Genomic DNA, 23203 nt, shown 5'->3' with positions numbered 1-23203 from the left:
CTCACATCCGGAAGATGCCGAAGCCGCCGCGGGCGCCTTCGACCGGGGCGGTGTGGATCGCGGACAGGCAGATCCCGAGGACGGTCCTGGTGTCGCGCGGGTCGATGACCCCGTCGTCGTACAGCCGCCCGGAGAGGAACATCGGGAGCGACTCGGACTCGATCTGCTGCTCCACCATGGCGCGCAGCCCGGCGTCGGCCTCGTCGTCGTAGGGCCGTCCCTTCGCGGCGGCGGAGGCCCGGGCGACGATGGACAGCACGCCCGCGAGCTGCTGCGGGCCCATCACGGCGGACTTGCTGCCGGGCCAGGCGAAGAGGAAGCGGGGCTCGTAGGCGCGCCCGCACATGCCGTAGTGCCCGGCCCCGTACGAGGCGCCCATCAGCACGGACAGGTGCGGGACCCTGGAGTTGGACACCGCGTTGATCATCATCGCGCCGTGTTTGATGATGCCGCCCTGCTCGTACTCCTTGCCGACCATGTAGCCGGTGGTGTTGTGCAGGAAGAGGAGGGGGATGTCGCGCTGGTTGGCGAGCTGGATGAACTGGGCGGCCTTCTGCGACTCCTCGCTGAACAGCACGCCTTGCGCGTTGGCGAGGATGCCGACGGGGTAGCCGTGCAGCCGCGCCCAACCGGTGACCAGGCTCGTCCCGTACAGCGGTTTGAACGCGTCGAAGTCGGAGCCGTCGACGAGCCGGGCGATCACCTCGCGCGGATCGAAAGGGATCTTGAGATCCCCGGGCACGATCCCGAGCAGCTCGTCCTCGTCGTACTTCGGTGGCTCGGCGGGCCCCGGATCGGCGTGTGCCTTGCGCCAGTTGAGCCGGGCGACGATCCGCCGTGCCTGGCGCAGCGCGTCGTGCTCGTCGACGGCGAAGTGGTCGGCGAGTCCGGAGGTGCGGGCGTGCATGTCGGCGCCGCCGAGGGACTCGTCGTCGCTCTCCTCGCCGGTCGCCATCTTCACCAGCGGCGGTCCGCCCAGGAAGACCTTGGACTGCTCCTTGATCATGACGGTGTGGTCGGACATGCCGGGGACGTACGCCCCGCCGGCCGTGGAGTTCCCGAAGACGACCGCGACGGTGGGGATGCCGGCGGCGGAGAGCCGGGTGAGGTCCCGGAACAGCGCGCCGCCGGGGATGAAGATCTCCTTCTGGGACGGCAGATCGGCCCCGCCGGACTCGACGAGGCTGATGCAGGGCAGCCGGTTGGCGAAGGCGATCTCGTTGGCGCGCAGGGCCTTCTTCAGGGTCCAGGGGTTGGAGGCGCCGCCGCGTACGGTCGGGTCGTTGGCGGTGATCAGGCACTCGACGCCCTCGACGACCCCGATGCCCGTGACGAGCGAGGCGCCCACGGCGTACTCGCTGCCCCAGGCGGCGAGCGGCGACAGCTCCAGGAACGGTGTGTCGGCATCGACCAGCAGCTCGATCCGCTCCCGGGCGAGGAGTTTGCCGCGCCCCCGGTGCCGCTCGACGTACTTCTCGCCGCCGCCCGCGAGGGCCTTGCCGTGCTCGGTGTCGAGTTCGCCGATCCGGTCGAGCATGGTGGCGCGGTTCGCGGCGTATTCGGGACTCGTGGTGTCGAGCCCGGTGGCCAGGACGGTCATGCGTGCGCCTCCGGTGCGTCGGTGGTTTCGAGCAGGGTCACGGGGATGGGGAGGTGCCGGGACCGCAGCCACTCCCCCACCGCCTTGGCCTGCGGATCGAAGCGGGCCTGTGCGGCGACGCCTTCGCCGAGGAGGCCGTGGACGACGAAGTTCAGTGCGCGGAGATTCGGCAGGACGTGCCGCACGACGGTCAACTCGGCGGTCTCGGGCAGCAGTTCCTGGAATCGTTCGACGGTCAGTTCGTGCGCCAGCCAGCGCCAGGCGTCGTCGGTGCGGACCCAGATGCCGATGTTGGCGTCACCGCCCTTGTCGCCGCTCCGGGCGCCGGCGATACGGCCGAGGGGGGTCAGCTGAGTCAGCCCGGCAGGCAGAGGTTCGGGGAGAGCGGGCTCGTCCACTTCCTCGAGCGCCTTTGTCCGTACGGGTGGTGTCACCCGCTCCCGTCGCCCGTCCGGCCCCACGGCGAAGTGCTCGACGTCTTCCGCCGGTACGTACCTCGCCTCGAAGACCCCGTAGGGCGCGCCCTTGCCCGGCGGGGCGGTGACATGAAAGCCCGGGTAGCTGCCGAGGGCCAGCTCGATCGCGGCCCCGGAGACCGACCTTCCGACGGCCTCCGGATCCTGGTCGCGGACGACGAGCCGGAGCAGGGCGGCGGCGGTCTCCTCGGTGTCGGCGTCGGCCCTGTCGGTACGGGCCAGTTCCCACCGCACCTCGTCGGGCGGCCCGGTACGGGACCGGGTGACCGCCTGCGCGAACTGGTCCTGCACCAGCTGTGCCTTGGCCTCGATGTCGAGCCCGGTGAGCACGAAGACGACCTCGTTGCGCCAGCCGCCGAGCCGGGTGAGCCCCACCTTGAGGGTGGGCGGCGGGGCCTCGCCGCGCACCCCGGAGATCCGGACCCGGTCCGGCCCGTCCTGGGTCAGGCGTACGGTGTCGAGCCGGGCGGTCACGTCCGGCCCGGCGTACCGGGCGCCGCCGGTCTCGTAGAGCAGCTGGGCGGTGACGGTCCCGACGTCGACGAAGCCGCCCGTGCCGTCGTGCTTGGTGACGACGGACGACCCGTCGGCGTGGATCTCGGCGAGCGGGAAGCCGGGCCGGCGGATGTCGTGGCCGCGGAAGAAGGAGTAGTTCCCTCCGGTGGCCTGGGTGCCGCACTCCAGGACGTGCCCGGCGACGACGGCCCCGGCGAGGGCGTCGTGGTCGTCCGGCCCCCAGCCGAAGTGGGCGGCGGCGGGGCCGGTGACGAGGGCGGCGTCGGTGACCCGGCCGGTGACGACGACATCGGCCCCGGCGCGCAGGCAGGCGGCGATGCCGTGGCCGCCGAGGTAGGCGTTGGCGGTGAGGAACCCGTCGGGCACGGGCAGGCTGTCGCCCTCGACGTGCGCGACCCGGACCGGAACGCCCACCTTGCGCGCCAGCTCGGCGACGGCCCCGGCGAGTGCGGCCGGGTTGAGCCCCCCGGCATTGGCGACGATCTTCACGCCGCGCTCGTGGGCGAGCCCGAGGCCTTCTTCGAGCTGCTGCAGGAAGGTGGTGGCGTAGCCGCGGGCGGGGTCCGCCAGCCGGCTGCGCCCGAGGATGAGCATGGTCAGCTCGGCGAGGTAGTCGCCGGTGAGGACGTCGAGGGGGCCGTCGGTGAGCATCTCGCGTACGGCGTCGAAGCGGTCACCGTAGAACCCGGAGGCGTTCCCGATCCGCAGCGGTGCGGCGGTCATCGGGCGCCGCCCCGTGCACCGCCCCCGGGTGCGCGACCGGGGCCGGGCGGACCGGCGAAGGCCTGGGCAATGTCCAGCCATTGGTCGGCGTCGGCCCCGACGGCACGGACGGCGAGGTCGTCACGGTGGGCGCGCCGGGTGACGAGGAGACAGAAGTCGTGCAGCGGCCCGGTGACACGCTGTCCGGCATCCTCGGGCCCGAATGCGATCACCTCGCCGTCGGGGGCTTCGAGTTCGACGCGGAACTCCTCATCGGGTGCCTTGATCCCCCGTACGAGAAAGGCGTAGTCACGGGTCCGCACCCCGATCCGGGCGATATGGCGCAGCCGGGTGGTCGGGGCGCGTACGGCACCGAGGGCGTCGGCGATGTCCTGCCCGTGCGCCCAGGTCTCCATCAGCCGCGCGGTCGCCATGGACGCGACGCTCATGGGCGGCCCGTACCAGGGGATGCGGGTACCGGGCGGGGCGGCGCGCAGGGCTCGTTGGAGCCGGTCGCGCCCGTCGCGCCAGCGTGCGAGCAGCGCGGCCGGCTCCTCGGCCACGAGCTCCTCGGCGGCCTGGTCGACGAAGCTGCCGGGTGCCGCCTGCGCCTTGGCCACCTCCGCAGCGAAGGCGTCCGGGTCGGTGACGGCGAGCAGGGCGACCTCGTCGGTCCAGGTCAGATGGGCGATCTGGTGGGCGACTGTCCAGCGCTCGGCGGGGGTCGGCCCGGCCCACTGTTCGGCACTCGACTCCGCTACCAGCAGGTCGAGTTCGTCGCTCTCGCTGCTCAGATCGTCGAGCACGGCTGCGGCATCGGACACGGGTGCGCTCCCCTCGGGGCGTGGCGGTGTGCCCAGGAGCATGTCAGCGGACCAGGAAACAAGCAAGCATGCTTGCATTATTTGATGCGTCCGACTCCACGGCCGGGCCAGGACCCGGCTGCTAGCCTCCGCCGATGACTGACGAACCTCGCACCGCGGGTGTGCGTTTCGACGACAACAGGCTTGTCCTGGAGCAGTATCGGGACGAGACCGGCATCTACTACTCCTTCCCGGGCCTCGCCCTGAGCTCCGCCGCGGGCTCCTTCCGCACCGACGGCCGGACCGCCGAGGGCGCATCGGCCGCGCTCTCCCTGACCGAGGCGCTGCACGCCCGCATCCGCCCGGTCGGCACCGCGGAGAACGTCCTGCGCGCGTGGTCGCAGGGGGCTCCGCCGCAGGACACGGCCACCCTGGACGACCCGACGACAGCCGAACCGACGCGGGTCCGTGGCGGCGCGATCGTCATCCGCGACCGCCGGATGCTACTGATCCACTTCCCCGGGGACGACGGCTGCCACTACGAGATCCCGGGCGGCGGCGTCGAAGCCGGCGAGACACCGGAGGTGGCGGCGGTCCGCGAACTCCGGGAGGAGACCGGCCTGCACGGAACGGTCGTACGCGAGGTGGCCCGGATCTGGCGGGGCGGCACCCGGGGCCACTACTTCACGATGGAGGCGAAGGGCGAGGTGGGCGCACCGGAGACCCTGGACAACTACGGGGGCGTCCCGGTCTGGGTACCGGTCTCCGACCTGCCCACCACTCCGCTCTGGCCCCGCCGCCTGTCCTGGCGGATCGCACACTGGCACGCTTCCGGCTGGCCGACGCCTCCGGCGGAACTGGCGGATTCGGTCTGGGACCTGGACGCGGCCTGCGGGTGGTGACGGCAGGCCCCCTAGGAGTTCGCCTTCGCGCGGCGGCCGGCGCCCACCTGACTGCGGACCGCACCCATGCTCGCCCCGATGACCAGCGCGATCGCCAGCGCGTCGGTGGCCGTCAGGGCCTGGTCGAGGATGAGGAAGCCGGCCGTCGCCGCGATGGCCGGTTCCAGGCTCATCAGTACGGCGAACGTGTGCGCGGGCAGCCGTCGCAGCGCCATCAGTTCCAGGGTGTACGGGAGCACCGAGCTCATCAGCGCCACCGCCGCACCCATCGCCAGTGTCGACGGGACCGCCAGCTTCGCGCCCGATTCCAGGATGCCCAGCGGCAGTGACAGCACTGCGGCGACGACCATCGCCAGGGCCAGACCGTCGGCCTGCGGGAAGCGACGGCCGGTGCGGGCGCTGAAGACGATGTACGTCGCCCACATCGCCCCCGCACCCAGCGCGAACGCAGCACCGAGCAGGTCCAGTCGGTCGAAGCCTCCGCCGCCCAGCAGGAACACCCCGCCCAGCGCGAGCCCCGCCCAGACGAAGTTGATCAGGCGGCGGGAGGCGATCACCGAGAGCGCCAGCGGGCCGAGCACCTCGAGGGTGACGGCCGCACCCAGCGGAATGCGGTCGAGAGCCTGATAGAAGAGCATGTTCATGGCGCCCATGGCGATGCCGAACGCGACCACCGTGCCCCAGTCGGCCCGCGAGTGACCGCGCAGCTTCGGGCGGCAGACGACCAGCAGGACGACCGCGGCGACCACCAGCCGGAGCGTGACCACCCCGAGCGCGCCGGCCCGCGGCATCAGCAGGGCCGCGACCGCCGAACCGAACTGCACGGAGAGGCCGCCCGCGACCACCAGGGCCACCGGAGCGAGCGCCGCCCTGCGGGCGCCCGGACGCGCGAGGCCCGCCCCGTCGAGGGCGGACACCGCCTCCGGTACGGCGACGGCTGCTGCGGCCGGCTCTGCGGCACTGCGCTGGTCGTTCACGTGGCGGCCTTCGTCCTCGAGGGGCTGAGCGGGATAGAGTGCACTGTATTGCACTTCACGATTGAAGATACTGCACTCTTGCGGCGCGGGCCGTTTCTTTACCGTAGAGACCTCCGCGCGGCGCGTGAAATGCGGAATGCGCTCCCGTTATGCTGCTGACGCATGAGCACAGGACAGGGCCGCAGCGTCGAGCTGCGCCACTTGCGGGCCTTCCTCGCCGTCGCCGACGCGGGCAACGTCACACGCGCCGCAGCCGCGCTCCGGCTCACCCAGCCCGCCGTCTCCCGCACCCTCGCCGCCCTTGAGCAGCATCTCGGCGTCCGGCTCGTGGACCGCTCCACCCATCACCTCGCCCTCACCTCCGAGGGCGTCGTCTTCCGCGACAAGGCGGCCGCCGCGGTCGCCGCCTTCGACGAGGCGGTCGACTCCGGCGGCCTGCGCCACCGGCCGCTGCGGCTCGGACACGCCTGGTCCGCGTTCGGCCCGTACACCACACCGCTGCTACGCGGCTGGCAGGACCGGTACCCGGAGACCCCTCTCGAACTGCTGCGGATCGACGACCGCACGGCCGGGCTCACCCGCGGCGAGGTCGACGCGGCGCTGCTGCGCGGGCCCGTCGACGCGCCGGGGCTCGTCACCGAGGTGCTGTTCAGCGAGGACCGGGTGGCGGCGGTGACCGCGGACGGGCCGCTCGCCGCACACAGCACGCTCCGTCTCGCCGATCTCGCGGACGGCACGGTCGTCCTCAACACGGTCTCCGGCACCACCACGGTCGACCTGTGGCCGCCGCACGCCCGCCCCGCCGCCACCCTCACCGTCGCCAACACCGACGACTGGCTGACCGCCATCGCGGCCGGGCGCGGCTCCGGCGTGTCGGTCGCCTCCACCGCCGACATGCATCCGCACGCCGGGGTCGCGTACCGCCCGCTCGTCGACGCCCCGACCGTGCCGCTGCTGCTCGCCCGCCGCGACGCACCCGGCCATCCGGCGCTGCCGAACCTCGCCGCAATGGCCCGCGAAATCATTGGAGAAGACCTGACCGGGTGAGGAAATTTCCCTGCACAGCAAGGGAGTTGGGGTGCTGTGAATGCCGGGAGGGGGCGTTCGGGCACTGCGGTGCGGCGGGGTCGCAGGCGCTCGCCGATCCGGTCAGTGGGGTGGCGTACGGGTACACGCGGCGGCGATATGCGTTTCCTGGCGGGGCGGCGCCGGAGAACGAGCGGTTGGTGGCGGCGGCGGTACGGGCGGTCGCCACGGGCTGATGGCGCGGGGCGGGGCGGGGGAGGTTCTGTTCCCCCGCCCCCCGCCCCTTCCCGAACCCGGGGCTCCGCCCCGTAACCCGCTGCTCAATCGCCGCAGGGGCTCGGGTTCTTGCCGCCAGGGCCTGGATCGGGTGCCGCAGGGGGTGTGGCCGCAGCGGCCGAGGTCAGACCGGGTGGGTGTCGGTACCGTTCAGCCCCTCTGCCAGCAGCTCTGCCAGGTGTCTCGACCGCACGCCTGCCAGTTGTGCCAGCTGGGTCCGGCAGGAGAAGCCGTCGGCCAGGATCTCCGTGCCGGGCTCCGCACTGCGTACCGACGGCAGCAGCTGCTCCTCCGCACATGCCACCGACACCCCCCAGTGGCCTCGTTCGAAACCGAAGTTCCCCGCCAGTCCGCAGCAGCCACCGGCCAGTTCCCCTTCCAGCCCGGCGCGTCCGCGGAGCCGTCGTTCCGCCGCGTCGCCGAGGACCGCGTGCTGGTGGCAGTGGGTCTGGCCGGTGACCGGGCGGTCCAGGCGCGGCGGTTGCCAGCCGGGGGTGTACTCCTCCAGGTACTGCGCCAGCGTGCGTACGGATGCGGCGAGTTCGGCGGCACGGGGGTCGCCGGGGAGGAGTTCCGGGAGGTCCGTACGGAGGGTGGCGGCGCAGCTCGGTTCGAGGACGACGAGCGGGTCGCCGAGGGAGGGCCCCATCCGGTCCAGCGTGCGGCGCATGACCCTGCGGGCCTTGTCCAGCTGGCCCGTCGATACGTAGGTGAGGCCGCAGCACACCCCCCGCCCCGGGTACAGGGCCGTCCGGCCCGCCGCCTCCAGGACCCGGACCGCCGCCCTGCCGACCTCCGGGGAGAGATGGTTGGTGAAGGTGTCCGGCCAGACCGTCACCACCTGGTCGTTCGACAGGAGCGCCGTCCCCCGGCGCCTGCGCTTGGCCGCCCACCGGGTGAACGTCTCCCCCGCCAGAACCGGAATCGTCCGCTCCGAAGCAATGCCCGCGAGCCGTTTCGCCAGTGCGGCGAGCGGGCGGATCCGGGCCAGCGTGTTCAGCACGGGCGCGAACGGGGCGGCGAGCCGCAGCCACCCCGGCAGCCGGCCCATCACGTAGTGGGTGGCGGGGCGCAGCCGCCCCCGGTAGTGGTGGTGCAGGAACTCCGCCTTGTACGTGGCCATGTCCACGCCCACCGGGCAGTCGCTGCGGCATCCTTTGCAGGACAGGCACAGGTCGAGCGCGTCCCGGACCTCCTTCGACCGCCATCCGTCCGTGATCACCTCACCCGCGAGCATCTCGTGCAGCAGCCGGGCCCGGCCGCGGGTGGAGTGCGCCTCTTCGCCGGTCGCCCGGAACGACGGACACATAACACCCGCGCCCGGCGCCTGCGCCGTACGGCACTTCGCGACGCCGACACACCGTCGTACGGCCGCCGAGAAGTCGCCGTCGTCGTGCGGGTAGCCGAAGGTGACGTCCACCGGGCGCTTCGGCAGGACGTCGAAGCGGAGGTTCTCGTCGAGCCGGGCCGGTCGGGCGAGCACCCCGGGGTTCATGCCGCCGTCCGGGTCCCAGAGGTCCTTGAACCGCCCGAAGAGCGCGACAAGTTCGTCTCCGTACATGCGGGGAAGCAGCTCGGACCGGGCCTGCCCGTCGCCGTGTTCCCCGCTCAGTGAGCCGCCGTGCGCGACGACGAGCGTGGCCAGCTCTTCGGAGAAGCGGCGGAACCGGGCCACGCCGTCACCGCTCAGCAGGTCGAAGTCGATCCGCACGTGGATGCAGCCGTCGCCGAAGTGCCCGTACGGTGTGCCGCGCAGTCCGTGGGCGGTGAGCAGGGCGCGGAATTCGCGCAGGTAGGGGCCGAGGCGGGCGGGTGGTACGGCGCAGTCCTCCCAGCCGGGCCAGGCCTCGCTGCCGTCGGGCATCCGGGTCGCCGTGCCGGATGCGTCCTCCCGGATGCGCCACAGGGCCCGCTGCCCGGCCGGGTCGGTGACGACGGCCGCGTCCACCGCGTCGGCCGCCCGCAGGATCTGTTCGGCGTGTGCCCGCGCCTCGGCCGGGGTGGCACCGCCCGTCTCGACGAAGAGCCAGGCTCCGCCGCGCGGCAGACCGGCCGGTTCGCGTACGAGATCGGCGGCCATGCCCTCGACCGTCAGGGGGCAGTACGGGAGGAGGCCGGGGGCGGCCTCTGCGGCCGCTGACTCGTCGGCGTACCCGAGTACGGCGAGGGCGCGGGCCTCGGGCGCCTCGACCAGCCGTACGGTCGCCTCCGTCACCACGCCGAGCGTCCCCTCGCTGCCGCAGAAGGCGCGGGCGAGGTCCGGTCCGCGCTCCGGGAGCAGGGCGTCGAGGGCGTACCCGGAGATGCGGCGCGGGAGCTCGGGGAAGCCGGTGCGCAGCAGGGCGAGGTGACTGCCGGCCAGTTCGCGCAGACCGGCGGGGGCGCCGTCCCAGCGGCCGCGACCCAGCCGCAGCGTGTCGCCGCCGTAGCGGGCGACGGTCAGTGCTTCGACGTTGTCGGCGGTGGTGCCCCAGGCCACCGAGTGCGAGCCGCAGGAGTTGTTGCCGATCATCCCGCCGAGCGTGCAGCGACTGTGCGTGGACGGGTCCGGGCCGAACGTGAGGCCGTGCGGTGCGGCGGCCCGGCGCAGGTCGTCCAGGATCACGCCGGGCTGGACGACGGCCGTGCGGGCCCCGGCGTCCAGCTCCACGATCGACCGCAGATGGCGGGTGAGGTCGAGGACCACACCGGTGCCGGTGGCCTGCCCGGCGATGGAGGTTCCGCCGCCGCGCGGCACCACGGGCACCTCGTGCGCACGGCAGATGGCGAGCGCGGCGGCGATGTCGTCGGCGTCGCGCGGGGCGACGACGCCGAGCGGTACGCGACGGTAGTTGGAGGCGTCCATCGTCATCAGCGCCCGTGCGGTGGCATCGAACTCCACCTCTCCGCGCACAGCGCCGGAGAGGGCCCGCACAAGAGAGGTCCGCATCTGCTCGTCGGTCATGCGCCCAGGATGCCGTCGATCGTCCCGTCGACCGGGCCACTGGAGCTGCCGCCCCGCGCGTTTCCCGTCAACGACCCGGATTGAAGTTCCCGGGCTTGCTGCTCGGGTCATCGGTGGCTTCGATGAGTCCGGCTGCGTCCAGCTCTCACGCGATCAGCGTGAGAGCGGGGGCCGTTGACTCGGCCCCGCGGACCCACGCGTACCACCCTCTGTGGGCGATGTTGTGGGACGAGTTGTGGTCCGCGTGCTCAACGAAGCCGCAGGACCGGCAGGCGAACACGGCCTGGGAAGGCCGGTTGCCGCGTTCGACATGATGACACTGCGAGCATTCCTGGCTGGTGTACGCCGGATCGACGTGCACCACCGGCACTCCGGCCCGCTTCGCCTTGTAGGCGATGAAGGAGCCGAGCTGGGCGAAAGGCCAGGAGTGGAGCGTGGTGCGTTGGGGCTTTCTCAGCCGTGCCCGCTCCCGGATACCGCCCAAATCCTCCAGGGCGATTCCGCGACCGGTGCGTGCAGCCTCTGCCACGATCCGCTTGCTGATCTTGTGGTTGATGTCCTTGTTGCGGCGGGCCTCGCGGCCCGCGTACTTCTTCGCCCGCCGCTTCGCGGACTTCGTGCCCTTCCTCTGCAGCTTGGAACGCAGAGCTCGGTCCCTGGCCCGCTTGCGGTTGATCCTGCGCCCGGAGTACCTGGTGCCGTCGCTCGTGGCGGCGACGTTCACGATCCCGAAGTCCACACCGAGGAACGCGGCCGGGTGTGTGTTCGGTTCGGCCTCGGGGATCTCGCAGGTCGCGAGCAGGTACCACTGCCCGCCCTCACACAGCAGGTCGGACTCGCCTTGCCGATACCGGGCCAGGACCTCCAACTGTTCCGTCTGTCCCGTGAAGGCCACGTTCTTCATGCGCCCGCCGGTGGTCCAGATCGATACCGTACGTCGTTCGTGCTGCCAGGACAGCATCCGGTCGTCATACGGCTGGGCCGCCTGGGGCCGGAAGGCGACCGGCTTGCCCGAAACCCGGGCGCGGCGCTTCGAACCGGGCCTGCCACAACGGCCGTTCCGCAAGTTCGCCGCCAGGGCGGTATACGCGTCGCAGGTCTTCTTGACCGCATGCTGAGCAGCCTGCGCCCCGAGCTCCCACCGGGACTTGATCTCCCGATAGGTCAGCCTGCGCAGCGGCAGATTCCTGCGCACGCCCGTCTCGAACGCCACTGTCGCGGCCCAGGTCGCGGCCTCGTTGCACGCGGTCAGGGTCGCCTCAAGCGCCGACGACTGCAACGGCGTCGGCAGCAACTTGACCCGCACCACCAACTTCATGACAACGGACTCTAGTGCGCCAATCGCACAAACCGGCGGAGTCCGCTCACCTTCCACCCGCACCAGTGATCCATCGCCCACGCGTTCGCCTCCAACGCTCGTGGCCTTGTCCGGCTCCGCCGGGCGGCTGTGCGGGCACGCGCCCGGTGGCGCGACACTGCGGCACTCCGCGCCGCCCGCCCAGGACGCGATTCCTCCCGGGGCCGAAGCTCCGGGGTTCCTCGCGAGAATGCGCTGAATACGTCAGTACGTCGGAATACGTCGGAATACGTCAGCCCCGTAGTCACATACGTAACAAAGAAAGCCGCAAGCGCTTCCCAAACAGATCGTCAATTCTCATATAGTGACCTCGACTTGATTAGGAATTATCAGCTCCAGTTATCGCCTTCACCCTCTCCCGTGCCGAAGTGTCCGGATCCGCCCTGTCCGTCACCGTCCGCCCCAAGGACTCCGCTTGCGCTCCTCATCCCGGCCGACCGCACTGGCCCTGCTGGTCTCGGCGGCCGTCACCGGTTCCTGCTGCCTGTGGGCGGTCGGCGCCGCCCCCGCCTCGGTAAGGACCCCGCTGGCCTGGGGGGCGGGCGCCGCCGCCGTGCTCCTGTCGGTCGCCGTGGCCGTCACCGTTCACGCCCGGGCCACCATGCGCCTGCTGCGCGCGCGTCACCGGGTGGAGGCCGAGCGGTTCACCTCGGAGACCTCGCGGCTGGTGTCGTCGTCCGCGGCCGAGGCCCAGCGCTTCACCGCGGAGACGGCCAGGATCAAGGCCGCCGCCGCGGCAGAGACCGCCCGGATCGCCGAGCAGGCGGCTGCCGACACCGCCCGGCTGGGCGCCGAGGTGGAGCAGCTGACCGCCCGCGCGGCCCGCAGCGCCACCCAGCGCTCCGCCGCGGTCGCCGCATGCGCCAATGCCGCGGGCCGGATGCAGGCCCTGGCCACGAGCATGCTCGCCGACCTGCGCGAGATGGAACACCGGCACTCCGCCGAGGACATCCTCGGCGATCTGCTGCATCTGGACCACCGCACCGCCCAGGTCGGCCGGGTGGCCGACTCCATCGCCGTGCTGACCGGTGCCCGCTCCGGGCGCCGCTGGGCGAAGCCGATCGTGATGGAGTCCATCCTGCGCGGTGCGATGGGCCGGATCGGCGGCTATCAGCGGGTACGTCTCCACTCGACCAGTGATGTCGCGATCGCCGGTCACGCCGCCGAGGGTGTCATGCACGCCCTCGCCGAACTCCTCGACAACGCCGCCAACTTCTCGCCGCCCACCGCGGAAGTCCATGTGTACGTCGAGGAGGTGCCGGCCGGTGTCGTGCTGACGGTCGAGGACAGCGGTCTGGTGATGAGCGATGTGCAGTTGCGGCGCGCCGAGCGCGCGGTGTCCGCCACCGACCAGGACCTGGCCGGGCTGTCCGGCACCCGGCTCGGCCTGGCCGTCGTCGGCCGGCTGGCCCGTAAGCACGGTCTGACGGTGTCGTTCCGGCCGTCCGCGCGGGGCGGCACGGGGGCGTTGATGATGCTCCCGCAGGAGCTCATCACCCGGACCCCGGCGGGAGTCCCGGCACCCGCCCCGGTCAGCGCGGCGGCCCCCGCGCCGGCTGCCCGGCCGGAACCCGCCCACGACGCGACGGACGGGGCACAGAAGACCGACGCCGACGCCGGCACCAGCACTGGGCCCGGCACGGACACCGGCTCCGGCAACGGCACCGAGCCCGAGCCCGCCACCGGCGACAGCGGACTGCCCAAGCGCGCCCGCGGCCGCACCCTCGCCGCCGCCGAGGCCCGCACCCGGACCGACGGCGCCACCGCAACTCCCCGGCCCCGTACGGCCGACCCCAAGGAACAGGCAGCGCGCTTCAGCAGCTTCCGCCAGGCTGTACGGCCCAATTCCCCGCACCCGGAAGGCAACACCCGATGACCGCGACCACCGACGAGAAGCTCAACTGGCTGCTGGAGGGGCTCCTGGAGCGCACCCCCGGCACCCGGCATGCCCTCGTCCTGTCCAGGGACGGCCTCAAGTTGTGCCGCACCCCCGAGCTCTCCGTCGACCAGGCCGACCAGCTGGCCGCGATCTCGGCCGGCATCCAGAGCCTGTCGCACGGCGCGTCCGTCGAGTTCGGTGACGGCACCGGCGGCGTACGGTCCGCGATGGCCGAGTTCTACGGCGGCGTGCTGTTCATCGTCGAGGCGGGCGCCGGCGCCCATCTCGCGGTCGTCGCCTCCGAGGACGCCGATGTCGGCCTCATCGGGCACAACATGAGCGAGCTCGTCGAGCAGCTCGGCGAGCACCTCAGCGCCCCGCCGCGCTCCCCCTCGGACCCGGCTGCCACCGTCGACGCGACCGCCGACGTATGACCCGCCCCCGACCCGGCCGGGACGACGGTCCGGACCGGCTGTACACCCTCACCGGTGGCCGCAGCCGGTCCGATTCGGACGCGTTCGACCTGGTGACGCTGGTGGTCTCCGAATGCGAGCCGTCCCCCGGCACGCAGTCGGAGCACGTCAGCATCCTGCGCATGTGCGAGCGCCCCACCGCGGTCGTGGAGATCGCGGCGGGCCTCGGCCTGCCGGTCAGCATCGTCCGGATCATGCTGTCCGATCTGCTGGTCACCGGCCGGATCAGCGCCCGTCACCCCCGTACCACCCGTGTCGCGGACCGGTTCCCCGACCCCGACATTCTGGAACAGGTGCTCGTTGGACTCCGCAACCTCTGACCGTTCCGCCCTGCAGGCGACGGCCGACAACGGACTGAAGATCGTCGTCGTCGGCGGCTTCGGGGTCGGCAAGACCACCATGGTCCGTTCCGTCAGCGAGATCCGTCCGCTGAACACGGAAGAGACCATGACCCGCGCGGGCGAGGCCGTCGACCGTCTCGACGGGGTGCACGCGAAATCGTCCACGACCGTCGCCTTCGATTTCGGCCGGATCACGCTCGACGAACGCTCGGTGCTGTACCTGTTCGGCGCCCCCGGTCAGGAACGCTTCTGGTTCCTGTGGGACCGGCTGTTCTCGGGCACGCTCGGCGCCGTCGTCCTCGTCGACACCCGCCGGCTCGCCGACTCCTGGTACGCGATCGACCGCCTGGAGCACCACGGCACGCCGTTCATCGTGGCGTGCAACGACTTCGGCGGCCCGCTCCACACCGAACAGCAGATACGTGAGGCGCTCGACCTCTCGGACGACGTACCCCTGGTGGAGTGCGACGCCCGGGACCGTTCGTCGAGCAAGTACGTACTGATCACGCTGGTCGAGCACCTCCATGCGCTCGCGCAGGGCCAGGTGCCCGCCCCGTCCGCCGCCCGTCCGGAGACCGCGCCGGAGCCCGCACCGCAGAAGACCCCGGAGCCCAGCTCGTGACCCAGCCCCCGGCACCCCCCGCCGGCTGCCCCGTCCCGCACGGCCCCGCGCCGCTCTCCGGCCCCCGGTTCCAGACCGAACCGACCCGGCTGTACCGGGAGATGCGCCGTGACCACGGAGCCGTGGCGCCGGTCGTCCTCGACGGCGACGTACCCGCCTGGCTCGTCCTCGGCTACCGCGAACTGCACCAGCTGACCAACGATCCGGTGCTGTTCAGCCGCGACTCCGACCTGTGGAACCAGTGGGACCGCATCCCGGACGACTGGCCGCTGCTGCCGATGATCGGCCGCAAGCAGCCGTCGATCCTGTACACGGTCGGCCCGCGCCACACCGAGCGTGCCGCGATGATCAGCAACGCGCTGGAGGCCGTCGACCCGTTCGCGCTCAAGCGGTACGCGGAGGACTTCGCGGACACGCTCATCGACCGGTTCTGCTCCAAGGGCGGGACCGACATCATCGCCGACTACGCGATGCTGCTCCCGGCGCTCGTCCTGGCGAAGATCTACGGCTTCGGCAGCGACACCGGATTTGCGCTCGTCGGCTCGATCAACGACATGATCGACGGCCGGGAGCGGGCCCTCGCCGGGCAGCAGCACCTCGCCTCGTCCATGGTCCAGCTGCTGGTCGACAAGAACGCCGAGCCCGCCGACGACGTCGCCACCCGGATGCTCGCCGACCCCGGCGGCTTCACCGACGAGGAAATCGCCCAGGACCTGATGGTCATGATGGCCGCGGGCCACCAGCCGACCGCCGACTGGATGGGCAACTCGCTGCGGCTGATGCTCACCGACGACCGGTTCGCCGCGTCCCTGTCGGGCGGCCGGCACAGCGTCGCCGAGGCCATGAACGAGGTCCTCTGGGAGGACACCCCGACGCAGAACGTGGCAGGCCGCTGGGCGTCGCGCGACACCCACCTCGGAGGCCGCCACATCCAGGCGGGCGACCTGCTGCTGCTCGGCATCGCCGCCGCCAACGGGGATCCGCAGGTCCGTACCGACGGCTCGTCACTGACCGGCGGCAACAATGCGTTTCTCTCCTTCGGGCACGGCGAGCACCGCTGCCCGTTCCCGGCCCAGGAGACCGCCGAGGTCATCGCCCGTACCGGCATCGAGGTGCTGCTGGACCGGCTGCCGGACCTCGACCTCGCCGTCCCCGCCGAAGAGCTGACCCGGCGCCCGTCCCCCTGGCTGCGGGGCCTGACGGACCTGCCCGTGACGTTCACTCCCACTCCCGCCCTTGGAGGCCATTGATGACCCGGATCGCCCTTGACCCCTTCGTCACCGACCTCGACGGCGAGAGCGCCCGGCTGCGCGCGGCGGGCCCGCTCGCCGAGGTGGAGCTGCCGGGCGGGGTGCACTGCTACGCGGTCACCCACCACGCCGAGGCGCGGCAGCTGCTCACCGACAGCCGGGTGGTCAAGGACATCAACGTCTGGACCGCCTGGCAGCGCGGCGAGATACCGATGGACTGGCCGCTGATCGGCCTCGCCAACCCGGGCCGTTCCATGCTGACGGTCGACGGCGCGGACCACCGCCGGCTGCGCACCCTGGTCGCGCAGGCGCTGACCGTGAAGCGGGTGGAGCGGCTGCGGGCCGGCATCGAGGCGCTGACGACGGCGAGCCTGGACCGGCTGTCGGCGCTGCCCCGGGGCGAGCAGATCGACCTGAAGGCGGAGTTCGCGTACCCGCTGCCGATGAACGTGATCAGCGAGCTGATGGGCGTGGACGGTGCCGACCACCCGCGACTGAAGGAGCTCTTCGAGAAGTTCTTCTCGACGCAGACGCCGCCGGAGGAGGTCCCGCAGATGATGGCGGACCTCGGCGCCCTCTTCACGAAGATCGTCGACGCCAAGCGCGAGAACCCGGGCGACGATCTGACGAGCGCCCTGATCGCGGCCTCCGAGGACGGCGACCACCTCACCGACGAGGAGATCGTCAACACCCTCCAGCTGATCATCGCGGCCGGTCACGAGACGACGATCAGCCTGATCGTGAACGCGGTCGTCGCCCTCCAGACCCACCCCGAGCAGCGCAAGCAGGTACTCGGCGGGGAGGTGCCGTGGGAGAACGTGATCGAGGAGACCCTGCGCTGGAACACCCCGACCTCGCATGTGCTGATCCGGTTCGCCGCGGAGGACGTCGAGGTCGGCGACAAGGTGCTGCCGAAGGGCGAGGCGCTGATCGTCTCCTTCGGTGCACTGGGCCGCGACGAGGCGCAGTACGGGCCGACCGCCGGTGACTTCGATGTCACCCGCTCCCCCAACCGCCACATCGCGTTCGGCCACGGCCCGCATGTGTGCCCCGGGGCGGCGCTGTCGCGGCTGGAGGCGGAGGTGGCGCTGCCCGCGCTGTACGAGCGGTTCCCGGACCTGGAGCTCGCCGTCCCGGCCTCCGAGCTGCGGAACAAGCCGATCGTCACCCAGAACGACCTGTACGACCTGCCGGTCGAGCTGGGCTGATCCGCCGTTCGCGGTGACCCACAGGCCGGAGCGGGTGTCTCATCCGACGGACACGGTCCTCGACCGTGTCCGTGAGGTACTACGCTCCGGTTCGTGGCCGATATCCAGATTCCCGCTGACATCAAGCCCTCCGACGGACGCTTCGGCGCCGGTCCTTCCAAGGTGCGGACGGAGGCGGTCGACGCGCTGGCCGCCACCGGAACGTCTCTCCTCGGCACGTCCCACCGCCAGGCCCCGGTCAAGAACCTGGTCGGCTCGGTGCGTGAGGGTGTGCGCGACCTCTTCTCCCTCCCCGAGGGATACGAGGTGATCCTGGGCAACGGCGGCTCCACCGCCTTCTGGGACATCGCGACGCACGGTCTGATCGAGACGAAGTCCCAGCACCTCAACTTCGGTGAGTTCTCGTCGAAGTTCACGAAGGCCGCGAAGCTCGCCCCGTGGCTCGCCGACCCGAGCGTCATCTCCTCCGACCCGGGCACCCACCCGGACCCGCAGGCGGAGGCGGGCGTCGACGTCTACGCGTTCACGCACAACGAGACGTCGACCGGTGTCGCCATGCCGGTCAAGCGTGTCGCGGGCGCCGACGAGGGCTCGCTGGTCCTGGTGGACGCCACTTCCGGCGCGGGCGGTCTGCCGGTCGACGTCGCCGAGACGGACGTCTACTACTTCGGGCCGCAGAAGGTCTTCGCCGCCGACGGCGGTCTGTGGATCGCCGCGTTCTCCCCGGCGGCCCTGGAGCGCGCCGCGCGGATCCACGCCTCCGGCCGGCACATCCCGGAGTTCTTCTCGCTGCCGACGGCGATCGACAACTCGCTCAAGAACCAGACGTACAACACCCCGGCCCTGGCCACGCTGTTCCTCCTGAACGAGCAGCTGACCTGGTTCAACAGCCAGGGCGGCCTGGACTTCTCGACCGGCCGCAGCGCCGCGTCGGCGCGGAACCTGTACGGCTGGGCCGAGGAGTCGAAGTACGCGACCCCGTTCGTCACCGACCCGGGGAAGCGCTCGGCAGTCATCGGCACGATCGACTTCGCGGACGAGATCGACGCCGCCGCGGTCGCCAAGGTGCTGCGCGCCAACGGCATCGTCGACACCGAGCCGTACCGCAAGCTCGGCCGCAACCAGCTGCGCGTCGCGATGTTCCCGGCGATCGACCCGGCGGACGTCCAGGCCCTGACGGCCTGCGTCGACTACGTGATCGAGAAGCTGTAACGAGCAGCTGTACGACTCCGAGGGGCCCTTGGTACGGATCCGTACCAAGGGCCCCTCGCCGTTCCTCACCCCGCCGCCTCCACCAGGACCGTCCGGAGCCTGCCGATCCCTTCCTCCCACGGCTCCCCGTGGCCGCCCTCGCTCCACAGCTCGAGCAGCTCGGACGGCTCGGTCGCCACCCGGTCAAGAGCCTGAACCGCAAGGCCTCGCAGCTCCAGAGGAAGCGCCGGAAGCGGCTCAAGGCTGGGCAGCACCGGAAGTGACGTCCGTGCGGCGCCACCGCCGCTCCCCGTCCTCCCACTCGTCGGTGGCGACGAGACCTGCCGCCGCGGCCACCGCCGCGGACGCGGTGTGGTCGGGGTGGATGTGCGCGACGACCGTATGGACCGAGCCGCCGGCCAGCAGGTGCGCCACCAGCCCCGCCGCCGCCTCCTTCGCGTAGCCCAGGCCCTGCCACCGGGAGCCGATCACCCAGGCGATCTCGGCCTGCGGACCCGCCACCGTGGCCTGGACCCAGCCCGCCAGACGGCCGTCGGCGCGGACCCGGAGTACCCAGTTCCACCAGTGTTCGGCAGGGTCGGGGGAGCCGGATTCCCAGCGGGTGTACCGGGCCCGGAGGGTGTCGAGGTCCTCCGGGGCGCCGCCCGTGTACGTGTGCAGGGCCGGGTCGGCGAGGACCGTCGCCATCTCCTCGGCGTGCGCGGCTCGCAGCGGAGTTGCGTCGAGCCGCTCGGTGGAGAAGGCCTCGGGCCCTTGGTTCGTCATAGCGCCCGACCCTACGTGCGGCGCATCAGGGGACGGCTCCGGGCCCGGGACGTGCGCCGGTGGGGTCGGGTGCCGTCGGTCAGCCGCGCTTGCGGCGCCGGTTCATGAAGACGAGTGCGCCCACGGCGGCGAGCAGCGCCGCTCCGACCAGCGTGCTGCCCTTCATCTCACCGCCGCCCGCGCCAGCGCCGCCGGCGGACGACGCGCCGCCGCCGTCCTTCGACGGCGACTTGGAGTCGCTGCCGTTGCCGCGCGCTCCTGCGACGTCCACCCGTACCACCTCGCTCCGGGCGCCCTCCGAGCCGAACATCAGCGCCGAGCCGTCCGCCGTGTACGTCACGGACTCGGCCTGCCCCTGCAACGGCGCGTCCACACGGTGGTCGGCGCCGAGCCGTCCGTCCTCGAACGCGTAGCCACGGGCGCTGAAGTAGGACCGCAGCACCAGTTCCTTCCCGTCCGGCGAGAACGTCCCGTCCGTCACCCATGGCACGTCCCCGACCCGCCGGAACACATTCGTCCGGCCGGTGGTGAGCCGTGCGGGTCCTTCGTAGAGTCCGCCGCCGTCCTCGTTCTTCGAGGCGATGTAGACCCGGCCGGTCCTCGGGTGGACCATCAGCGCCTCGGCATTGCGCGCCCCGTCCGCGTACTTCACGTCGAACTGGGTCGCCCGGACCGTCGCGTCCTTCAGCACCTTCGGTTCGCGGAACCGGTAGATCCAGACGTGGTCCCAGCTGCCGTTCAGGTTGTCACCGATGTCGCCGACGTACAGATTGCCGTCGGGTCCGAGCGAGATCGCCTCCACGTCGCGCGGGGCGCCGACCCCCCGCATGGTGATCGTCGCGACGGTCCTCCCGGTCCGGGAGTCGACGGCGTAGATGTACGGTCCGTCCTCGCTGTCGTTGTGCGTCCAGTAGATGCCCGGGTGGGCGCGGCTCGCGGCGAGGCCGCTGGACTCGGTGATCCGGGGGTCCTCGATCGTGAAGCTGCGGTCGGCAGCTCCGTCGTCGGCCGTGGCCGGGGTCGCGGTCACGGCCGCACCGGCGAGGGCGAGCAGCGCGGCGGCGCCGGAGACAGTCAGATACGAACGCATGGGGTCAAGTGTCCATCGTCACGTCGCAGCCCGGCGCGTTGATCCGCCATGATGTCGCCATGCGTTTCATGTTCGTCGGCGATTCCATGACCATCGGGCGCGCCGGCGACTTCACCTGGCGCTACCGCATGTGGCAGCACCTCGAAGCGGCCTTCGACGGCCCGTACGAGATCGTCGGCCCGCGCACCGAGCTGTACGACACCGTGACGAACACCCCGGTCTCGTACGCGTACGGCGACCCGGAGTTCCCCGCCGAGGCCCGCCGCCATCTGGCGGGCTGGGGCGAGGGGTGGCTGCACATGGCCCCGGTGATCGCGGACACGGTCACCGCTACCCGCGCGGACGTACTGCTTGTCTCGCTCGGCCTGATAGACCTCGGGTTCTACACGGACAGCGAGCAGACCGCTCTGAACGTAAGGGCGTTCATCGAGGCCGCCCGCACCGCGGCACCGCACATCAAGGCCGTGCTCCTGCCGGTGATACCGAACGTCCGGGCCGAGTCCGATGCCCCGTTCGCCGCCGAGTGCGACCGCTTCAACGAACTGCTCGCGAAGGCCGTCGCCGATCTCGACGCGCCGACGTCCCCGATCCTGCTGGCGTCGCGCCCGGCCACGTACGACATCCACACGGACACCTACGACGGTACGCACCCCGGCCCCACCGGCGAACAGAAACTGGCCGCGGCGTTCGCCGACGCGATGCACCAGGCGTGGGGCCTGGGCGGTCCCTCCATATCGAGCCCGTCCGGCGATCGGGGGCAACGGCGAACTGTCACGGCGAGCCCAGCATGATCAGGGAGAGCCGGGTCAGCTCATCGGTCAGCCAGGCGGGCGTGACCTGGCGCGGTCGCCGGCCGTGGTGGGCGAGGAGCTCGTCGACCGAGTGGGTCATCACCATGACCGCGACCCGCTGGTCGCCGTCCCCCACCTCACCCCGCTCCGCGGCACGCTCGGCCTCGCAGGTCAGGAACTCCGACCACATCGTCCGCCACATCGCGACATGTTCGTCCACCGTGCGGCTGACGCCGAGCACTTCGACGAACGCCACCCGCGCGGCGCGCGGATCAGCCGTGACGGCCCGTACATAGGCGTCGAAGAGGCGACGGAACCGCTCCTCGGTCGAGCACTCGTCCATGCCGTCGGAGAGCAGGACCGCCTCGGACGCACGCAGTCCGCGGGTCGCCACCTCGTCGTACAGTGCGATCAACAGCGCCTCACGTGAGGTGAACTGCTGGGAGAAGGCCCGGACCGGCACCTTTGCCTCGGCGCAGAGCTGCTCGACGGTCGTGGTCGCGTAGCCGTAGGCGGCGAACAGGGCCCGTCCGGCCCGCATCAGCCGTCCACGCCATTGCGCACGGTCCTCGGCGATCGCATGGACCGTCCCGACCGGCCCGCCCGCCTCGCCCGTCCCTGTTCCGCGGCTCACCAGGGCATCCACCACAGGTCCTCTTTCGTCGGCCCCGACATCCCGACTCGGGGCGGCAACCCAGGAAACGCCGCCATTCTCCCTGTTTCGCCCCACAAGCGGAGGATCCGCCACGCCTTCGACGCCCGCCGATCGACAGGCGCTCCGAGCCCGCCCCAACTCCGTTCGCCCGCCGCACTCCTGCCGCTACGGACCAGTGGGGCTTTGTTACGTCTCTGGGCAGGCGGTGGTCGTGGCGGTTTCCTGCTGGTATGAGGGCAGATGAACTGGGGGCATGCCGTGGGCAGTTGGAGGAGTTCGCCGGGGATGTGTTCGCGCCTTCGGTGCGTGCTGACCAGCGGGTGAAGGGCGGGCTGTATCTGCGGGGTCCGCTGCTGGACGGGCGGCGCTCCTCGCCGACCTGGCGTTCATCTGGGATGGCTGGAAGACGCTGGAACGCGGCTGCGACGTCGTCGTTGTCTCCTTCGGCCCCCGCCGACCGCCTGACCGGCGCGGCCTGCCAAGGTGGGCCGCGCACCACACCCCACGACCCGCGCACGGACCGCACCACACAAGGGGACACCATGGGCAAACAGCGCATCACCGTCTGCCTGCCGCCCGTCGGTCCTGATGGACTGAAGCAGGCGATCGGGCAGGCCATGGCCCCCTTCTGGTACGACCGTGAGGACCGCCCCCACCCGGGCTGGGTGGGGGAGTGGAGCTACTGGTTCGCCTCCGGGGCAGGCTGCCTCTTCGACGTGCTGCCCGGCCACGAGGACGACCCCCGGCTCGTGCGGTACGACGACTGGACCGATCCCCCCGAGGACCTGCCGCCCTCCCGCTGCCACGGCGGCCCGCGCGGCATCCTCGACCTCGACACGCCCCGCGCCGCCGCGGCCCGCCGGGCGGGCGGCACCTGGACGGCGTACCACTCCTTCGCCGACCGCTACCCGTCCGCGCTGCCCTTCCACCACTTCGCCGAGCGGGCCAGGACCCTGGCGCCCGAACACGCCAGGGAGGCGGCCGTGGCCTCCTTCCGTGAACAGCCTCTGATCCAGGCGATCGAGGCCGACCCCGCCCTGGAGGAGCGGTTCACCTCCGACCCCGTCCTTCACTTCGACGAGGACCTGGAGACCTACGTGGCCCGCCATGTGGCCGCCGTGCTGTCCACCCCGGCCCTGCTCACCCTCGACGGGCGGTGGGTGGAGGCCGGCGGCCCCGGCTACGAGCAGATGTTCAACGCCTGCCTGGACGGCCTGCCCGGCGACACAATGGTCGTGCGGGTCCTCTACCACTCGTGACGGACGCCCATTCGGTAACAGGAAGCAGAGTTGTCGCCGCCCCCATGACCGGCTCACGCATGGTCGGCAACGTGCGGCG

21 protein-coding genes and 1 pseudogene are annotated in these 23203 nt (G+C 71.7%); 12 read left to right on the top strand and 10 right to left on the bottom strand.

Translation table 11 applies throughout. The features are described from left to right. Nucleotide 1 precedes the first annotated feature (1 nt). The 3 genes from ACIA8E_RS26860 to ACIA8E_RS26850 are packed head-to-tail and all read right to left on the bottom strand — an operon-like array spanning nt 2 to nt 4118. A complete protein-coding gene (locus ACIA8E_RS26860) occupies nt 2-1600 on the bottom strand; it encodes an acyl-CoA carboxylase subunit beta (RefSeq protein WP_399301862.1) in 1599 nt (532 codons plus the stop codon). Further along, nucleotides 1597-3315 (bottom strand): acyclic terpene utilization AtuA family protein, encoded by a 1719-nt coding sequence (locus ACIA8E_RS26855; RefSeq protein WP_399301861.1) that lies wholly within the window; start codon nt 3313-3315, stop codon nt 1597-1599. The genes ACIA8E_RS26860 and ACIA8E_RS26855 overlap by 4 nt, the downstream gene beginning before the upstream one ends. Then, nucleotides 3312-4118 (bottom strand): TIGR03084 family metal-binding protein, encoded by an 807-nt coding sequence (locus tag ACIA8E_RS26850; RefSeq protein WP_399301860.1) that lies wholly within the window; start codon nt 4116-4118, stop codon nt 3312-3314. Before ACIA8E_RS26850 ends, ACIA8E_RS26855 begins: the two co-directional genes overlap by 4 nt. Before the next feature lie 134 nt (nt 4119-4252). Between ACIA8E_RS26850 and ACIA8E_RS26845 the strand changes: the two genes are divergently transcribed. Next, nucleotides 4253-4999 carry an NUDIX domain-containing protein gene (locus ACIA8E_RS26845; protein ID WP_399301859.1) on the top strand — a complete coding sequence of 249 codons (747 nt, stop codon included), beginning with the start codon at nt 4253-4255 and terminating at the stop codon, nt 4997-4999. Between the two features lie 11 nt (nt 5000-5010). Here ACIA8E_RS26845 and ACIA8E_RS26840 read toward each other — a convergent pair whose 3' ends face one another. Further along, complete coding sequence (locus tag ACIA8E_RS26840) at nt 5011-5976, bottom strand: EamA family transporter (RefSeq protein ID WP_399301902.1); 966 nt, start codon at nt 5974-5976, stop codon at nt 5011-5013. Between the two features lie 162 nt (nt 5977-6138). On the opposite strand from ACIA8E_RS26840, the gene ACIA8E_RS26835 reads away from it, so the two are divergent. Together ACIA8E_RS26835 and ACIA8E_RS26830 are read left to right on the top strand one after the other, a co-directional pair. Then, on the top strand, nt 6139-7023 hold the full coding sequence (locus tag ACIA8E_RS26835) for a LysR family transcriptional regulator (RefSeq protein WP_399301858.1): 885 nt from the start codon (nt 6139-6141) through the stop codon (nt 7021-7023). A 50-nt stretch (nt 7024-7073) separates the two neighbouring features. Next, a pseudogene (locus tag ACIA8E_RS26830) lies at nt 7074-7238 on the top strand (EstA family serine hydrolase); the annotation flags it as partial. Between the two features lie 164 nt (nt 7239-7402). On the opposite strand, the gene ACIA8E_RS26825 reads toward ACIA8E_RS26830, so the two are convergent. After that, entirely contained in the window at nt 7403-10222 is a 2820-nt protein-coding gene (locus ACIA8E_RS26825) for an FAD-binding and (Fe-S)-binding domain-containing protein (protein WP_399301857.1), read from the bottom strand. Between the two features lie 145 nt (nt 10223-10367). Beyond that, nucleotides 10368-11540: an RNA-guided endonuclease InsQ/TnpB family protein gene (locus ACIA8E_RS26820; protein ID WP_399301856.1), complete on the bottom strand. Its 1173-nt coding sequence runs from the start codon at nt 11538-11540 to the stop codon at nt 10368-10370. Nucleotides 11541-11994: 454 nt separating this feature from the next. Here ACIA8E_RS26820 and ACIA8E_RS26815 point away from each other — a divergent pair, with 454 nt between their 5' ends. The 7 genes from ACIA8E_RS26815 to serC all read left to right on the top strand — a co-directional run bounded on the left by ACIA8E_RS26815 (nt 11995) and on the right by serC (nt 18564). Beyond that, the gene (locus ACIA8E_RS26815) at nt 11995-13455 is read left to right on the top strand and encodes an ATP-binding protein (protein ID WP_399301855.1); all 1461 of its coding nucleotides are present in this window, start codon (nt 11995-11997) and stop codon (nt 13453-13455) included. Beyond that, nucleotides 13452-13892 carry a roadblock/LC7 domain-containing protein gene (locus ACIA8E_RS26810; RefSeq protein WP_093778269.1) on the top strand — a complete coding sequence of 147 codons (441 nt, stop codon included), beginning with the start codon at nt 13452-13454 and terminating at the stop codon, nt 13890-13892. The genes ACIA8E_RS26815 and ACIA8E_RS26810 overlap by 4 nt, the downstream gene beginning before the upstream one ends. Continuing rightward, nucleotides 13889-14251 (top strand): DUF742 domain-containing protein, encoded by a 363-nt coding sequence (locus ACIA8E_RS26805; protein WP_399301854.1) that lies wholly within the window; start codon nt 13889-13891, stop codon nt 14249-14251. The genes ACIA8E_RS26810 and ACIA8E_RS26805 overlap by 4 nt, the downstream gene beginning before the upstream one ends. Next, a complete protein-coding gene (locus ACIA8E_RS26800; RefSeq protein ID WP_399301853.1) occupies nt 14232-14894 on the top strand; it encodes a GTP-binding protein in 663 nt (220 codons plus the stop codon). Before ACIA8E_RS26805 ends, ACIA8E_RS26800 begins: the two co-directional genes overlap by 20 nt. Then, nucleotides 14891-16144, top strand: a complete 1254-nt coding sequence (locus ACIA8E_RS26795) for a cytochrome P450 (RefSeq protein ID WP_399301852.1) — start codon at nt 14891-14893, stop codon at nt 16142-16144. Before ACIA8E_RS26800 ends, ACIA8E_RS26795 begins: the two co-directional genes overlap by 4 nt. Further along, complete coding sequence (locus ACIA8E_RS26790; RefSeq protein WP_399301851.1) at nt 16144-17352, top strand: cytochrome P450; 1209 nt, start codon at nt 16144-16146, stop codon at nt 17350-17352. Before ACIA8E_RS26795 ends, ACIA8E_RS26790 begins: the two co-directional genes overlap by 1 nt. Before the next feature lie 93 nt (nt 17353-17445). Continuing rightward, on the top strand, nt 17446-18564 hold the full coding sequence (serC, locus tag ACIA8E_RS26785; RefSeq protein ID WP_399301850.1) for a phosphoserine transaminase: 1119 nt from the start codon (nt 17446-17448) through the stop codon (nt 18562-18564). Between the two features lie 65 nt (nt 18565-18629). Here serC and ACIA8E_RS26780 read toward each other — a convergent pair whose 3' ends face one another. The 3 genes from ACIA8E_RS26780 to ACIA8E_RS26770 all read right to left on the bottom strand — a co-directional run bounded on the left by ACIA8E_RS26780 (nt 18630) and on the right by ACIA8E_RS26770 (nt 20419). Further along, complete coding sequence (locus ACIA8E_RS26780; RefSeq protein WP_399301849.1) at nt 18630-18818, bottom strand: DUF4259 domain-containing protein; 189 nt, start codon at nt 18816-18818, stop codon at nt 18630-18632. Beyond that, nucleotides 18802-19329, bottom strand: a complete 528-nt coding sequence (locus ACIA8E_RS26775) for a GNAT family N-acetyltransferase (RefSeq protein WP_399301848.1) — start codon at nt 19327-19329, stop codon at nt 18802-18804. Before ACIA8E_RS26775 ends, ACIA8E_RS26780 begins: the two co-directional genes overlap by 17 nt. A gap of 79 nt (nt 19330-19408) precedes the next feature. Further along, nucleotides 19409-20419 carry a WD40 repeat domain-containing protein gene (locus ACIA8E_RS26770; protein ID WP_399301847.1) on the bottom strand — a complete coding sequence of 337 codons (1011 nt, stop codon included), beginning with the start codon at nt 20417-20419 and terminating at the stop codon, nt 19409-19411. A gap of 59 nt (nt 20420-20478) precedes the next feature. Here ACIA8E_RS26770 and ACIA8E_RS26765 point away from each other — a divergent pair, with 59 nt between their 5' ends. Next, on the top strand, nt 20479-21210 hold the full coding sequence (locus tag ACIA8E_RS26765; protein WP_399301846.1) for a GDSL-type esterase/lipase family protein: 732 nt from the start codon (nt 20479-20481) through the stop codon (nt 21208-21210). Here the strand turns inward: ACIA8E_RS26765 and ACIA8E_RS26760 are convergent. Further along, entirely contained in the window at nt 21191-21787 is a 597-nt protein-coding gene (locus tag ACIA8E_RS26760; RefSeq protein ID WP_399301901.1) for a TetR/AcrR family transcriptional regulator, read from the bottom strand. The genes ACIA8E_RS26765 and ACIA8E_RS26760 overlap by 20 nt on opposite strands. A gap of 308 nt (nt 21788-22095) precedes the next feature. On the opposite strand from ACIA8E_RS26760, the gene ACIA8E_RS26755 reads away from it, so the two are divergent. Beyond that, nucleotides 22096-23124 (top strand): hypothetical protein, encoded by a 1029-nt coding sequence (locus ACIA8E_RS26755; RefSeq protein WP_399301845.1) that lies wholly within the window; start codon nt 22096-22098, stop codon nt 23122-23124. Nucleotides 23125-23203: the final 79 nt, after the last annotated feature.

Source organism: Streptomyces sp. NPDC051664, assembly GCF_044453545.1.
Classification (GTDB): Bacteria; Actinomycetota; Actinomycetes; order Streptomycetales; family Streptomycetaceae; genus Streptomyces.
This window is presented reverse-complemented; position numbering and strand designations above follow the sequence as displayed.

What these genes read in the sequence shown, in the direction of transcription:
- ACIA8E_RS26790 (WP_399301851.1), top strand. Translation starts at nt 16,144, where the DNA reads ATGACCCGGATCGCCCTTGACCCCTTCGTCACCGACCTCGACGGCGAG.
- ACIA8E_RS26765 (WP_399301846.1), top strand. Translation starts at nt 20,479, where the DNA reads ATGCGTTTCATGTTCGTCGGCGATTCCATGACCATCGGGCGCGCCGGC.
- ACIA8E_RS26775 (WP_399301848.1), bottom strand. Translation starts at nt 19,329, where the DNA reads ATGACGAACCAAGGGCCCGAGGCCTTCTCCACCGAGCGGCTCGACGCA.
- ACIA8E_RS26805 (WP_399301854.1), top strand. Translation starts at nt 13,889, where the DNA reads ATGACCCGCCCCCGACCCGGCCGGGACGACGGTCCGGACCGGCTGTAC.
- ACIA8E_RS26810 (WP_093778269.1), top strand. Translation starts at nt 13,452, where the DNA reads ATGACCGCGACCACCGACGAGAAGCTCAACTGGCTGCTGGAGGGGCTC.
- ACIA8E_RS26825 (WP_399301857.1), bottom strand. Translation starts at nt 10,222, where the DNA reads ATGACCGACGAGCAGATGCGGACCTCTCTTGTGCGGGCCCTCTCCGGC.
- ACIA8E_RS26845 (WP_399301859.1), top strand. Translation starts at nt 4,253, where the DNA reads ATGACTGACGAACCTCGCACCGCGGGTGTGCGTTTCGACGACAACAGG.
- ACIA8E_RS26820 (WP_399301856.1), bottom strand. Translation starts at nt 11,540, where the DNA reads ATGAAGTTGGTGGTGCGGGTCAAGTTGCTGCCGACGCCGTTGCAGTCG.
- ACIA8E_RS26755 (WP_399301845.1), top strand. Translation starts at nt 22,096, where the DNA reads ATGAGGGCAGATGAACTGGGGGCATGCCGTGGGCAGTTGGAGGAGTTC.
- ACIA8E_RS26855 (WP_399301861.1), bottom strand. Translation starts at nt 3,315, where the DNA reads ATGACCGCCGCACCGCTGCGGATCGGGAACGCCTCCGGGTTCTACGGT.
- ACIA8E_RS26770 (WP_399301847.1), bottom strand. Translation starts at nt 20,419, where the DNA reads ATGCGTTCGTATCTGACTGTCTCCGGCGCCGCCGCGCTGCTCGCCCTC.
- ACIA8E_RS26860 (WP_399301862.1), bottom strand. Translation starts at nt 1,600, where the DNA reads ATGACCGTCCTGGCCACCGGGCTCGACACCACGAGTCCCGAATACGCC.
- ACIA8E_RS26835 (WP_399301858.1), top strand. Translation starts at nt 6,139, where the DNA reads ATGAGCACAGGACAGGGCCGCAGCGTCGAGCTGCGCCACTTGCGGGCC.